We start from the raw sequence: 12,893 nt of genomic DNA, 5'->3' as shown, positions 1-12,893 counted from the left end.
CCTCACATCCTGAAGACGCCGAACTGGGGATCTCCCAGCGGCGCGTTGGCGCAGGCGGTCAGGGCGAGGCCCAGCACTTGGCGGGTCTCCAGGGGGTCGATCACACCGTCGTCCCAGAGGCGGGCCGTCGCGTAGTAGGCGCTGCCCTGGCGGTCGTACTGGGCGCGGACCGGGGCCTTGAAGGCGTCCTCCTCGGCGGCCGGCCACTGCTCGCCGCGCGCCTCCAGCTGGTCGCGCTTGACGGTCGCGAGGACCGAGGCGGCCTGTTCGCCGCCCATGACGGAGATCTTCGCGCCGGGCCACATCCACAGGAAGCGGGGGGAGTAGGCCCGGCCGCACATCGAGTAGTTGCCCGCGCCGTAGGAGCCGCCGACCACGACCGTCAGCTTCGGCACCCGCGTGCACGCCACGGCCGTCACCATCTTCGCGCCGTGCTTGGCGATGCCGCCCGCCTCGTACGCCTTGCCGACCATGAAGCCCGAGATGTTCTGGAGGAACACCAGGGGGATGCCGCGCTGGTCGCACAGCTCGATGAAGTGGGCGCCCTTCTGGGCCGACTCGGAGAACAGGATGCCGTTGTTGGCGACGATGCCGACCGGATGGCCATGGATGCGGGCGAAGCCGGTCACCAGGGTCTGCCCGAACTCCGCCTTGAACTCCGCGAACCGCGAGCCGTCGGTGATGCGCGCGATGATCTCCCGTACGTCGTAAGGGGTACGGGGGTCGACGGGGACGGCGCCGTAGAGACCCTGCGGGTCTGCTTTCGGCTCCACGGACTGCTTCACCTCCCAGGGGAGGGCCCCGCGCGCGGGGAGGGTCGCGGCGATGGTGCGGACGATCCTCAGGGCGTGCGCGTCGTCCTCCGCGAGGTGGTCCGTGACGCCCGACACCCGCGCGTGGACCTCGCCGCCGCCCAGCTCCTCCGCCGTGACGACCTCTCCGGTGGCCGCCTTCACCAGCGGGGGGCCGCCCAGGAAGATCGTGCCCTGACCTCGGACGATCACCGCCTCGTCGCTCATCGCCGGGACGTACGCCCCGCCGGCCGTGCACGAACCCAGGACGGCGGCGATCTGCGGGATTCCGGCGCCGGACATGCGCGCCTGGTTGTAGAAGATGCGGCCGAAGTGGTCCCGGTCGGGGAAGACCTCGTCCTGCATGGGGAGGAAGGCGCCGCCCGAGTCGACCAGGTAGATGCACGGCAGGCGGTTGTCGAGGGCGACCTCCTGCGCGCGCAGGTGCTTCTTCACGGTCATCGGGTAATACGTGCCGCCCTTGACGGTCGCGTCGTTGGCGACGATCACACACTCGCGCCCGCTCACGCGGCCGACGCCGGCGATGACCCCGGCGGCCGGGGCCTGGCCGTCGTACATCCCCTCGGCGGCGAGCGGGGCCAGCTCCAGGAAGGGGGAGCCGGGGTCCAGGAGGGTGTCCACGCGGTCGCGCGGGAGGAGTTTGCCGCGGGCCGTGTGCCGGGCGCGGGCCTTCTCGCCGCCGCCCAGGCGGGCCGCGGCCAGCTTGGCGTGCAGTTCGGCGACCAGCTCGCGGTGCGCCGCCTCGTTGGCCCGCCAGGCCTCCGACGCGGGGTCCGCCGCGCCGGCCAGCACCGGTGCCTGCTCCATCGCGCAGTCCCCTCCTCGTGTTAATGAGCGTTAACCCATGGCTCTCATGTTAACGACCGCTAACAGGCCTGTCTAGAATCATTCGCATGGCCAGCAGAACCGACATCCCCACGCGGCGCGAGCAGATCCTCAAGGAGGCCGCCCGCCTCTTCGCCGAGCGCGGGTTCCACGGCGTCGGCGTCGACGAGATAGGCGCCGCCGTCGGCATCAGCGGCCCCGGTCTCTACCGCCACTTCCCCGGCAAGGACGCGATGCTCGCGGAACTCCTGGTCGGCATCAGCGGGCGCCTCCTGACCGGCGCGCGGCACCGCCTCACGGAGGCCTCCCCGGAGGCCGCCCTGGACTCCCTGATCGAGGGCCACATCGACTTCGCCCTCGACGACCGCCCCCTGATCACCCTCCACGACCGCGAACTCGACCGCCTCCGCGACAGCGACCGCAAACTCGTCCGCCAACTCCAGCGCCAGTACGTCGAGTTGTGGGTCGAATCGGTCCGCGCACGCTACCCCCACCTCCCCGAACCCACAGCCCGCTCAGCCGTCCACTCGGTCTTCGGCCTCCTGAACTCCACCCCGCACCTGGGGCGGGCGGGGACCCTCCCCGGGCGGGGGGCGACGGCGGGGCTGCTGCACCGGATGGCGCGGGGGGCGTTCGAGGCGGCGGCGGGGGAGTAGTTCTCACTACTCTGGGCGGTATGGACTACGCGAAGATGCGCGCGATCGCCGAAGAGCTCGGGGCCTTTGCCGAACAGCTCGAAGGGACCTGGAGTGTCGAGATCGGCGCATCGGGCCCGATACTGGCCATGATGTGCCCGTCGAAGCGGCACGAGGGCACGATCCGACGTATCCGTAAGCAGTTGGACGAGCAGCTTCTCGACACACACCCTGGCTATATCTGCGAGAGCGGTCCCGAGATCGAGCACCCGGCGATCGGTCGTATGCGCCTCCCCGACGCGATCGTCATCCCCGAGGGCGTTCTCGATGAAGAAGGCATCGCCGTCGATGCCACTCAGGTGCTGGCCGTCGTCGAGATCGTCTCGCCGTCCAATCCCGACAACGACTACATCCAGAAGCTCGCCGACTACCCGGCCATGGAGATCGCCCACTACCTGATCGTCGACCCGCGCGTAGGGACCATCGAGGTCCACTCCGACCCCTGCAAGGGCCGCTACACCCGCAAGGAGTCCTACATCTTCGGCGACTCCGTCCCCTTCGGTCCCTGGACCGTCGAGACGGACCAGTTCCGTCGTTACGGCAAAGCCGGGAACTGACGCCACGCGGGCACGTGGCCCCAGAGTGACTTGCATCTCTGGCGCTCCTGCCTACTCGCCGGTACGCTCGACTCTGAGCAAGCGCTTAGACGGGTAGCTGGAGGTGGCGGCGTGCGCCGTACGGTGTTCAACGAGGATCACGAGGCGTTCCGGGAGACCCTCCGGGACTTCATCGAGGCCGAGGTCGTGCCCGTCTACGACGAGTGGTTCGCCGCGGGGCAGGCGCCGCGCGAGTTCTACTACAAGCTCGCCGAGCTGGGCGTCTTCGGGATCCAGGTCGCCGAGGAGTACGGCGGCGCCGGCATCGACTCGTACAAGTTCGAGGCCGTCATCTACGAGGAGACCGCCCGCGCGGGTGTCTCGTTCGGCGGCTCCGGGGTGCACACGCTGCTCGGGCTGCCCTACGTCAAGCTGCTCGCCGACGACGAGCAGAAGAAGCGCTACCTGCCCAAGTTCGTCTCCGGCGAGGAGATGTGGGCCATCGCGATGACCGAGCCGGGCACCGGCTCCGACCTCGCGGGCATGAAGACCTCCGCCAAGCTCAGCGAGGACGGCACGCACTACGTCCTCAACGGCGCCAAGACCTTCATCACCGGCGGCGTCCACGCCGACCGCATGATCGTCTGCGCCCGCACCGCCGCCCCGACCGCCGAGGACCGCCGCTACGGCATCTCCCTCTTCGTCGTCGACACCAAGGCCGAGGGCTACTCCGTCGGCCGCAAGCTCGACAAGCTCGGCCTGAAGACCTCCGACACCGCCGAGCTGGCCTTCGTCGACGTCAAGGTGCCCGTCGAGGACCTCCTGGGCGAGGAGAACAAGGGCTTCTCCTACCTCGGCCACAATCTCGCCTCCGAGCGCTGGGGCATCGCCTACGGCGCCTACGCGCAGGCCGCCGCCGCCGTCCGGTTCGCCAAGGACTACGTCCAGCAGCGCGTCGTCTTCGGCCAGCCCGTCGCCGCCTTCCAGAACACCAAGTTCGAGCTGGCCGCCTGCCAGGCCGAGGTCGACGCCGCCCAGGCCGTCGCCGACCGCGCGCTGGAGGCCCTGGACGAGGGCGAGCTGTCCCCCGCCGAGGCCGCCTCCGCCAAGCTGTTCTGCACCGAGGTCGCCCACCGCGTCATCGACCGCTGCCTCCAGCTGCACGGCGGCTACGGCTTCATGAACGAGTACCCCATCGCCCGCCTGTACGCCGACAACCGCGTCAACCGCATCTACGGCGGCACCAGCGAGATCATGAAGTCGATCATCGCCAAGAACATGGGGCTCTGAGCGGGCCGGCTTTCACCCGCGAGACGCATCAACAGGCAGGGTTCCTGAAAGTTCTCCGCACAGTTCTCGCTACTAGAAACACGCTGCCATGAACCAGGCCCCCGCCCTCCAGGACCTCCTCGATCTGCTCGACCTCGAACAGATCGAGGAGGACATCTTCCGCGGCCAGTCCCGCTCCGCCGTCGTCCCCCGCGTCTTCGGCGGCCAGGTCGCCGCCCAGGCCCTCGTCGCCGCCGGCCGCACCGTCCCGCCCGAGCGCCTCCCGCACTCCCTGCACGCCTACTTCCTGCGCCCCGGCGACCCCGGCGCCCCCATCGTCTACACGGTGGAACGCCTGCGCGACGGCCGCTCCTTCACCACCCGCCGCGCGGTCGCCGTCCAGCACGGGCGGCCGATCTTCGCCCTGTCGGCGTCCTTCCAGGTCCACGAGGACGGCCTCGACCACCAGGCGCCCATGCCGCCCGCCCCCGACCCGGAGACCCTCCCCACGGGCCCGGAACGGCTGCGCGACTACGGACACCTCCCCCAGGACGTCGTGGACAGGCTCCTGGAGGCCCGCGAGGCGATCGACCTCCGGCACGTCGAGGCGCCCCCCTACGGCGAGTACGGCACCCCGCGCGAACCCCGCACCCAGGTCTGGTTCCGCACCGACGGCAAACTCGCCGACGACCCCCTCCTGCACGTCGTCCTCGCGACCTACGTCTCCGACATGACCCTCCTGGACTCGATCCTGCTCGCGCACGGGCGCGGGGGCTGGGCCGTCGGGGACGTCGTCGGCGCCTCCCTCGACCACGCCATGTGGTTCCACCGGCCGTTCCGGGCCGACGAGTGGCTGCTGTACGACCAGGAGTCCCCGTCGGCGCACGGCGGACGGGGACTTGGGCAGGCGCGCATCTATACGCGCGCGGGGGAGCTGGCGGTTTCGGTGATCCAGGAGGGCGTCGTCAGGGTCCCCCGCTGACCTGTAAGGGTCCCTCGCCATGGAGGGCGCCCCTTACAGCCGGCCTCCTACAACCCCGCCTCCGCCAACAGATACGCGACCATCGGGTCGTAATACCGCGGGCTCGGCACATGGTCGTCCAGCGGCACCGCCACCTGCACGGTCCCCTCCGACTCCGCGAGGAACAGCGCGGGGTCGTTGCAGTCGGCGTAGCCCAGGGAGTCGATGCCGTGCTGGCCGGCGTACCCCGCCCAGCCGTGGTCGGCGACGACCAGGTCGGGCAGCGGGCGGGCGGTGCGCTCCAGGGCCGTCAGGATCTGCCGCATCGGCTCGCCGGAGTGGGTGTGCCAGAGGGTCGCCCCGTGTTCGAGGACGGCGACGTCGGCGAACTGCATGACGTACCCCTCCTCGGTCTGGAGGCCGTCGGGGATGACGACGATGTCGCAGCCGGCCGCTTTCAGGGCGGCGGCGACCGCGCGGTGCACGTCCAGCAGGCCCCCGGGGTGCCCGGTCGCGAACAGCACCCGCTGCTTGCCGTCGGCCGCCTTGCGCAGCCGGGCCGCCATCCGGTCCAGGGCGTCGACGGTCAGCTCCGGGTCGATGGTGTCCTGCCCGTAGCGGTACTCGGGGTCGTCGTTCACGCCGACCCGCTCCGCCATCACCGCCAGCACGTCCTGCTCGTCGGCCCACCGGTCCCCGAGCTCCAGACCGAGCCAGTACCCCCGTACCCCGTTGGCGAGCTGGCGGTAGTGGGAGAGGTTGTTCTCGCGCGGCGTGGCGACCTGTCCCGCGACGCGGGTCTTGACCAGGTGTTCGACGAGCTCGCTGCGGGTCGGAATCCGGGGTATCGGCATACCCCCATTCTGGGCCAGCGGCCTGTGCGCGTCAGCGCCCTTCACCCCGCTGGGACGCGGGTCACTCCGGCGATCATGCCCCGGCGCCGGCGCGTTCCCTGAGCGCGAACCACAACTCCATCCGTACGTCCGGATCGTCCAGGTCCGTCCCCAGCAACACCCCGCACCGCGCGATCCGTTGCCGCACGGTGTTGCGGTGCACCCCGAGCGCCACCGCCGTACGGTCCCAACTCCCGTGCAGGGAGAGCCAGGTGCGCAACGTCTCGGCCAGCACGGGGAGTTGTGCGAGCGGCGCGAGCAACTCCCGCGCGTACGCCCGCAGATCGTCCGCCGCGACCAGCCCCGCCAGCCCCTCGCGCGCGGAGTGGCGCACCACCGCCGTCCGCGTCGCCACGGCCCGCGCGAGCGCCCGCGCGGCCTGCCCGTCGGCCACGCCCAGCTCCCCGGCCCCGGCCGGCGCGCTCACCCCGAGCGTCCACCCCTCGGGCGCCGCCGCCTCCCCACCGGGCAGCAGCAGCCGTACGACGCCGTCGGCGACGTCCACCAGGGCCGTCCCCAGCGCCGTGCCGAGCGCCGACGCGGCCAGCTGGTCCGGGGGCGGGCCGTTTCTGCGGGCGTGCGCGACGCTCCAGCGGGCGGCGCCCAGCAGCGGGGCCACCTCCTCGGGGGCCGCCCCCAGCAGCAGCCTGACCAGCGCCGACGTACGCCCCGCGCTCGTGCCGCCGCGCTGTTCGGCGGTCAGGAGGGTCAGCAGGACCGCCGCCACCGAGGTGATCGTGTGGTCGCCCGGGGTGCGGCCGGGGGCGGCGGTGGTGAGGACGAAACCGCGGGACGGGCCCAGCGCGTAGGCCGTGAGGTGGGTGCCGGAGAGGGTGTCGGTGGCCGTGGAGGCGCTGCCGTCCGGGCGGACGACCGTTGCCAGCCGGGCCAGCGCCGCACGGATCCCGGGCGCCGGTTCGCGGCCCGCGGCCAGCACCTCCGTGCCCTCCGGTCCGTACAGCGCCGCGCCGCCGCCGAGGCGCCGCGCGAGCTGGCGCAGGACCGAGGGGGCCGGGTCGGGGCGGGAGGCGGCGGCCGTCAGACCCCGCTGCGCCTCGGTCACCCGGCGCAGCTCCGAGGTACGGGCCCGCTCCATCAACTGCCAGACCGCGCGCGCCACTTCGGCGAACGTCGTGCGCTCGGGGACCTCGATCAGCGGCAGCCCGTACGCCTCGCAGGCGGCGACCAGGGCGCGCGGGACCGTGTCGTGCACCGGGGCGACACCGAAGCCCAGGGCCGCGCCGCCGGCGGCGACGATCCGGGAGACGTAGTCGTCGAAGTACGTGCCCGAGCCCGCCGCGTCCGGGATGTGGACGCCGGCCGTCAGCAGCAGCTCGCCGCCCAGGAGGTACGGGTAGGGGTCGGCCATCTCGGAGACGTGCGCGCCGTGCAGGACCGTCGCCGGGTCCACCGGGCCCGCGATCTGCCGCAGGGCCAGGGTCTCCTGGGCCAGGAGGGCGGCCAGGGGGACCGGGGGAGTGGGCGGGACGGCGTTTTCCGTCGGCATGGTGTGCGTTTCCTCCTCCCGGGAGCGCCGTGGTGGAGGAAACGTACACTTCGCAGTCGCTTTCCGGCCACCTAAGGTCGGAACGTCACCCGCAGGCGACACCGAGTGCCCACAGCGGCACGGCATCAGCGCGAAAGGCTCTCCATGGCCGTCGACTACACCGTGATCGCCCTCTATCTGGCCGGGATGCTGGCCATGGGCTGGTGGGGCATGCGCCGCGCCCGCTCCAAGAGCGAGTTCCTGGTCGCCGGGCGGCGGCTCGGGCCCGCGCTGTACTCCGGCACGATGGCCGCGCTCGTCCTCGGCGGCGCCTCCACCATCGGCGGCGTCGGCCTCGGCTACAAGTACGGCCTGTCGGGCGCCTGGATGGTCCTCACCATCGGCCTCGGCCTGCTCGCCCTGTCCGTCTTCTTCTCCGCCCGCATCGCCCGGCTGAAGGTGTACACGGTCTCGGAGATGCTCGACCTGCGCTACGGCGGCGGACGCGCGGGGGTGGTCTCCGGGGTGGTGATGTGGGCGTACACGCTGATGCTCGCGGTCACCTCGACCATCGCCTACGCCACGATCTTCGACGTCCTCTTCGACATGGACCGCACCCTCGCGATCGTCCTCGGCGGCTCGGTCGTCGTCGCCTACTCCACGCTCGGCGGCATGTGGTCGATCACCCTCACCGACATGGTCCAGTTCGTCGTCAAGACGATCGGCGTGCTGCTGCTCCTGCTGCCGATCGCCGTCGTCAAGGCGGGCGGCTTCGGCGCGATGCGGGACCAGTTGCCGACGTCGTACTTCGACCCGCTGGGCATCGGCGGCGAGACCATCTTCACGTACGTCCTCATCTATACGTTCGGGATGCTGATCGGGCAGGACATCTGGCAGCGCGTGTTCACCGCGCGCGACGACCGGACGGCCAAGTGGGGCGGGACGGTCGCCGGGACGTACTGCCTGGCGTACGCGCTCGCGGGGGCCGTCATCGGTACGGCGGCCAAGGTGCTGTATCCGGACCTGGCTTCGGCGGACGACGCGTTCGCGACCATCGTGAAGGACGAACTGCCGGTCGGCGTACGGGGGTTGGTGCTGGCGGCGGCGCTGGCCGCGGTGATGTCGACGTCCTCGGGGGCGCTGATCGCCTGTGCGACGGTCGCCAACAACGACATCTGGGCGCGGCTCAAGGGGCGGGCTTCGTCGGAGGGGGACGACGAGATCGCCGGGAACCGGGCGTTCATCCTCGTCATGGGCGTCGCCGTGATCGGTACGGCGGTCGCGCTGAACGACGTCGTCGAGGCGCTCACCGTCGCCTACAACCTCCTCGTCGGCGGCCTGTTGGTGCCCATCCTCGGCGGGCTGCTGTGGAAGCGGGGGACCGTGCAGGGCGCGCTGGCCTCGGTGCTGGTGGGCGGCGGCGCGGTCGTCGGGCTGATGGCGGGGTACGGGGTGCTCGCCAACGAGCCGGTGTATTACGGGCTGCTGGCGTCCCTCGCCGCCTATGCCGCCGTGTCGCTGCTGACGCCGCCGACCGACGCGGCCGTGCTGGCCAGCTGGCGTGAGCGACTGGCCGGGCGGGGACCGGAAGTGACGGATCATCAGCTCTCCGCGGCGGCGACCTCGTCGTAGCGAGCGTTCGGGGAATAGCTCAACAGGCTGTACAGGAAAGGCACTTGACCATGGCTGACAACCAGACGCCGCGCGGGCCCGTCGACTCCTCGCGCATCCCCCGGTACGCCGGGCCCGCGACCTTCGCGCGGCTGCCCAGGCTGGACGAGGTCGGCGGGCGGGCCGAAGTCGCCGTCGTGGGCGTGCCGTTCGACTCCGGGGTGTCCTACCGGCCGGGGGCGCGGTTCGGGGGGAACGCGATCCGGGAGGCGTCGCGGCTGCTGCGGCCGTACAACCCCGCGCAGGACGCCTCGCCGTTCGCGCTGGCGCAGGTCGCCGACGGCGGGGACATCGCCGTCAACCCGTTCGACATCCATGAGGCGGTCGAGACGATCGAGGCAGCAGCTGACCAACTCCTGGACAGTGGGGCCCGGTTGATGACGCTGGGCGGGGACCACACCATCGCGCTGCCGCTGCTGCGGTCGGTCGCCAAGAAGCACGGGCCGGTCGCGCTGCTGCACTTCGACGCCCATCTCGACACCTGGGACACCTACTTCGGCGCCGAGTACACCCACGGCACCCCGTTCCGCCGGGCCGTCGAGGAAGGCATCCTGGACACCTCGGCGCTGTCGCACGTCGGCACGCGCGGCCCGCTGTACGGCAAGCGGGACCTCACCGACGACGAGAAGATGGGCTTCGGGATCGTCACCTCCGCCGACGTCATGCGGCGCGGCGTCGACGAGATCGCCGACCAGCTGCGCCAGCGGGTCGGGGACCGGCCGCTGTACGTGTCGATCGACATCGACTGCCTCGACCCCGCGCACGCGCCCGGCACCGGCACCCCCGAGGCCGGCGGCATGACCTCCCGCGAACTCCTGGAGATCCTGCGCGGCCTGTCCGGGTGCAACCTCGTTTCGGCCGATGTGGTAGAGGTTGCACCGGCGTACGACCACGCCGAGATCACGTCCGTGGCCGCCTCCCACACGGCCTACGAACTGGTCACCCTCATGTCCCGCCAGATTGCCGAGGCCCGTACGCAGTGACTCACGACCATGACCTGGTGCTCCGCCCGACGCCCGCCCAGACCGAGGCCGCGCTGAACCCGCCCGCCGGGCGCATCGGCGGCGACCTCGTCATGGAGACCCTGTCCGGGCTCGGCGCGACGACCGTCTTCGGCCTGCCCGGACAGCACGCCCTCGGCATGTTCGACGCGCTGCGCCGCTCGGACCTGCGGTACGTCGGCCTGCGGGTGGAGAACAACGCCGGGTTCGCGGCCGACGCGTACGGCCGGGTCACCGGCGAGGCCGCGCCGCTGCTGCTGTCCACCGGGCCCGGCGCGCTGACCTCGCTCGCCGCGCTCCAGGAGGCCGCCGCCGCGTCGGCGCCCGTGCTCGCGATCAGCAGCCAGGTGCCGCGCGCCGGGCTCGGCGGCGGGCGGCACGGCTATCTCCACGAACTCCCCGACCAGGCCGCCTCGTTCAGGGGCGTGGTGAAGTCCGTGCACACCGCGCGCACCGCCTCCCAGATCCCCTCCGCGATCGCCGGCGCCTGGCGCTCCGCGCTGACCGCTCCGCACGGCCCGGTGTGGGTGGAGATCCCGCAGGACGTGCTGTCCGCGCCGACCTCCATCCCCGTGGTGACCGGCGGCGACGCGACCCCCGAGGAGCTGGCGCCGCGCCCCGAACTCACCGCCGTCGCCGCCGACTTGCTCGCCCGCGCGGAGCGGCCCGTGATCATCGCGGGCGGCGGGGTGGTCCGCTCCGACGCCTCGGGGAAGCTGCGTCAGCTGGCCGAGCGGCTGTCCGCGCCGGTCGTGACGACGTACGGCGGCAAAGGGGCGTTCCCCTGGCGGCATCCGCTGTCGTTGCAGTCGTGGGTGGAGGACCGGTACACCACCGAGTTCCTCGAGGACGCCGACGTGCTGCTGGTCGTCGGGTCCGGGCTCGGTGAACTCTCCTCGAACTACCACACGTTCGCGCCGCGCGGGCGGGTCGTGCAGATCGAGGCGGACCTCGGGAAGCTGGAGTCGAACCATCCGGCGCTGGGCATCCACGCGGACGCGCGGCTCGCCTTGCAGGCGTTGCTGGAGACGGTTCCGGAGCGGGTGGACGAGGGCGCGCCCGCGCGGGTGCGGGGGCTGCTCGAACGGGTGGAGGCGCGGCTGGCCTCGCAGCGACTCGATCTGGAGCAGGGGGTGTTGGAGTCCATACGGCGAGCCCTGCCGCGCGGGGCCGCGTCCTTCTGGGACATGACGATCCTGGGGTACTGGGCGTGGGCCGGGTTCGACGCCGGCGGGCCCAACTTGATGCATTCCGCGCAGGGTTCGGGGGGGCTCGGGTACGCGTTCCCGGGCGCGCTCGGTGCGGCCGCCGCCGATCCGACGCGGCCGGTGCTGGCGGTGTCGGGGGACGGGGGCGCGCTGTACTCGATCGCCGAGCTGGCGACGGCCAGGCAGTACGGGCTGGACGTGACGTGGCTGATCGTCGACGACGGGGGGTACGGGATTCTGCGGGAGTACATGACCGGGGAGTTCGGGGAGGCCACGGGGACGGAGCTGGCGCGGCCGGACTTCGTCGCGCTGGCGGAGTCGTTCGGGGTGCCGGGGGTGCGGACGACACCGGAGTCTTTGGCGGCGGACCTCGCCAAGTCGCTTGCGGAGCCGGGGCCTTCGGTGGTGGTGCTGCCGGCGGTGCTGCGGATGTTCGGGGCCACGCATGTGGGGTGAGGTCTTTGGGGGCCGCAACTGGGAGGTGGCGAGCCCTAGTTAGTGGGCGGCGAGGCTCAATCGGCGGGCGGCTGGCTCCAGCTGGCGGGTGGCGGGCCTCAATCAGCGGGCGGCAAGCCTCAGTCGAACCAGAAGAACAGCGTGTCCCCCGCCCGCCGCATCCCCTCCGCCCGGAACACCTCCGCGAACCGGCCGACCGTGTCCTGGACGTCGGGACGGACCCGGTCGAGGGCTGCCGTGTACGCCTCCCCGGCGGCGCGGGCCCGCTCCACGGACAGCGTGCCGATCTGCGGACGGATGTCGCCGGGGTGCGGCAGCCGCAGCGGCGGTCCGGTGAACAGGAAGGTGTCCGGGAGGAGTTCGACGGGTACGCCGCACCGGGTCAGCTCGTTGGAGACGGTCTGGAACCACGACATCCGGCGCCAGCTGCCGAAGTCGGTGGGGCCGGCGAAGCAGACGGCGACGACCTCGCGGAAGGCGTGCGTGTAGGACGGGCACATCGAGGTGCTCGGCGCCCCTTCGGCGAGTTCGTCCAGCGCGCGGGTGACGGAGACGTCGTAGACGACCCCGCGTCCCTTGAGCCGCGTGTCGGCGGCCCGGCAGCGCTCGCGCACGGCGTCCAGCCGGCGTTCCTGCTCCGCCGTCCGCTCCACCGCCGTCAGCAGCCGCACGACCTCGCGCATGTCCCCCGCGCTCATCTCCAGGGCGTAACCCACCGTCGTCCTTCCCCTCGCGGTCCGTGGACAGCACATGATCCGCTGTACCCCGGGGGAAGGCCAACTCCCGTTGTGGAAAAGGGAATCGGGGTTTCCGAGGGGGCCGGGTAGGGTGGGCGGAAGCTGTGGGCGAGCTGTACGGAGGGGATGTTGGACGGGCAGGGGAGGCAAGTTCCGGCGCCGGCACTGGCGTTGCTCGCGCTCGCGGCGGCGGGGTCGGTGCTCGCGCTGCTGCTCGCCGGCGGGTTCCTGCCCGGCGGGGTCTACTACGGGCTGCTGGCGGCGGGGGTGATCGCCGCCTCGGCCGCGGTCGGCGCGCTGGTCTCCGCCGTCCGGGCGCGCGCGGACTGAGACGGGCCCTCCC

At 72.0% G+C, this 12,893-nt stretch carries 12 protein-coding genes; 8 read left to right on the top strand and 4 right to left on the bottom strand.

What is annotated here, in order from left to right:
• Positions 1-2: 2 nt before the first annotated feature.
• Positions 3-1,619: a carboxyl transferase domain-containing protein gene (locus ACYUD3_RS33000; RefSeq protein WP_470978210.1), complete on the bottom strand. Its 1,617-nt coding sequence runs from the start codon at positions 1,617-1,619 to the stop codon at positions 3-5.
• A gap of 86 nt (positions 1,620-1,705) precedes the next feature.
• Here ACYUD3_RS33000 and ACYUD3_RS32995 point away from each other — a divergent pair, with 86 nt between their 5' ends.
• The 4 genes from ACYUD3_RS32995 (at position 1,706) to ACYUD3_RS32980 (ending at position 5,119) form a co-directional block, all read left to right on the top strand.
• Positions 1,706-2,293, top strand: a complete 588-nt coding sequence (locus tag ACYUD3_RS32995) for an SACE_7040 family transcriptional regulator (RefSeq protein ID WP_470978207.1) — start codon at positions 1,706-1,708, stop codon at positions 2,291-2,293.
• A 20-nt stretch (positions 2,294-2,313) separates the two neighbouring features.
• Positions 2,314-2,889, top strand: a complete 576-nt coding sequence (locus ACYUD3_RS32990) for a Uma2 family endonuclease (protein WP_470978204.1) — start codon at positions 2,314-2,316, stop codon at positions 2,887-2,889.
• Positions 2,890-3,000: 111 nt separating this feature from the next.
• Complete coding sequence (locus ACYUD3_RS32985) at positions 3,001-4,158, top strand: acyl-CoA dehydrogenase family protein (RefSeq protein WP_470978201.1); 1,158 nt, start codon at positions 3,001-3,003, stop codon at positions 4,156-4,158.
• Positions 4,159-4,246: 88 nt separating this feature from the next.
• Positions 4,247-5,119, top strand: coding sequence for an acyl-CoA thioesterase (locus ACYUD3_RS32980; protein WP_470978198.1), 873 nt, complete (start codon positions 4,247-4,249; stop codon positions 5,117-5,119).
• Positions 5,120-5,166: 47 nt separating this feature from the next.
• Here the strand turns inward: ACYUD3_RS32980 and ACYUD3_RS32975 are convergent, their stop codons facing one another.
• Together ACYUD3_RS32975 and ACYUD3_RS32970 are read right to left on the bottom strand one after the other, a co-directional pair.
• On the bottom strand, positions 5,167-5,952 hold the full coding sequence (locus ACYUD3_RS32975; protein ID WP_470978195.1) for a phosphatase: 786 nt from the start codon (positions 5,950-5,952) through the stop codon (positions 5,167-5,169).
• A gap of 73 nt (positions 5,953-6,025) precedes the next feature.
• The gene (locus ACYUD3_RS32970) at positions 6,026-7,498 is read right to left on the bottom strand and encodes a PucR family transcriptional regulator ligand-binding domain-containing protein (protein WP_470978192.1); all 1,473 of its coding nucleotides are present in this window, start codon (positions 7,496-7,498) and stop codon (positions 6,026-6,028) included.
• Between the two features lie 144 nt (positions 7,499-7,642).
• Between ACYUD3_RS32970 and ACYUD3_RS32965 the strand changes: the two genes are divergently transcribed.
• The 3 genes from ACYUD3_RS32965 to ACYUD3_RS32955 are packed head-to-tail and all read left to right on the top strand — an operon-like array spanning position 7,643 to position 11,813.
• Positions 7,643-9,109: a sodium:solute symporter family protein gene (locus ACYUD3_RS32965; protein WP_470978189.1), complete on the top strand. Its 1,467-nt coding sequence runs from the start codon at positions 7,643-7,645 to the stop codon at positions 9,107-9,109.
• Between the two features lie 50 nt (positions 9,110-9,159).
• Positions 9,160-10,131 (top strand): agmatinase, encoded by a 972-nt coding sequence (gene speB / locus ACYUD3_RS32960; RefSeq protein ID WP_470978184.1) that lies wholly within the window; start codon positions 9,160-9,162, stop codon positions 10,129-10,131.
• Positions 10,128-11,813, top strand: coding sequence for a thiamine pyrophosphate-binding protein (locus ACYUD3_RS32955; RefSeq protein WP_470978181.1), 1,686 nt, complete (start codon positions 10,128-10,130; stop codon positions 11,811-11,813). Before speB ends, ACYUD3_RS32955 begins: the two co-directional genes overlap by 4 nt.
• 119 nt (positions 11,814-11,932) lie before the next feature.
• Here ACYUD3_RS32955 and ACYUD3_RS32950 read toward each other — a convergent pair whose 3' ends face one another.
• Entirely contained in the window at positions 11,933-12,529 is a 597-nt protein-coding gene (locus tag ACYUD3_RS32950; RefSeq protein ID WP_470978178.1) for a DUF7691 family protein, read from the bottom strand.
• 147 nt (positions 12,530-12,676) lie between these two features.
• Here ACYUD3_RS32950 and ACYUD3_RS32945 point away from each other — a divergent pair, with 147 nt between their 5' ends.
• Complete coding sequence (locus ACYUD3_RS32945) at positions 12,677-12,880, top strand: hypothetical protein (protein ID WP_470978176.1); 204 nt, start codon at positions 12,677-12,679, stop codon at positions 12,878-12,880.
• The last annotated feature ends 13 nt before the right edge of the window (positions 12,881-12,893 follow it).

The organism is Streptomyces sp. AMJ-169 (assembly GCF_055597585.1).
Note: the sequence above shows the minus strand (reverse complement) of the source record. Positions and strands in the feature narration are given on the sequence as shown.

Excerpts from the sequence above, each read along its gene's own strand:
- ACYUD3_RS33000 (WP_470978210.1), bottom strand. The coding sequence starts at position 1,619 with ATGGAGCAGGCACCGGTGCTGGCCGGCGCGGCGGACCCCGCGTCGGAG.
- ACYUD3_RS32995 (WP_470978207.1), top strand. The coding sequence starts at position 1,706 with ATGGCCAGCAGAACCGACATCCCCACGCGGCGCGAGCAGATCCTCAAG.
- ACYUD3_RS32990 (WP_470978204.1), top strand. The coding sequence starts at position 2,314 with ATGGACTACGCGAAGATGCGCGCGATCGCCGAAGAGCTCGGGGCCTTT.
- ACYUD3_RS32980 (WP_470978198.1), top strand. The coding sequence starts at position 4,247 with ATGAACCAGGCCCCCGCCCTCCAGGACCTCCTCGATCTGCTCGACCTC.
- ACYUD3_RS32975 (WP_470978195.1), bottom strand. The coding sequence starts at position 5,952 with ATGCCGATACCCCGGATTCCGACCCGCAGCGAGCTCGTCGAACACCTG.
- ACYUD3_RS32970 (WP_470978192.1), bottom strand. The coding sequence starts at position 7,498 with ATGCCGACGGAAAACGCCGTCCCGCCCACTCCCCCGGTCCCCCTGGCC.
- ACYUD3_RS32965 (WP_470978189.1), top strand. The coding sequence starts at position 7,643 with ATGGCCGTCGACTACACCGTGATCGCCCTCTATCTGGCCGGGATGCTG.
- speB (WP_470978184.1), top strand. The coding sequence starts at position 9,160 with ATGGCTGACAACCAGACGCCGCGCGGGCCCGTCGACTCCTCGCGCATC.
- ACYUD3_RS32945 (WP_470978176.1), top strand. The coding sequence starts at position 12,677 with ATGTTGGACGGGCAGGGGAGGCAAGTTCCGGCGCCGGCACTGGCGTTG.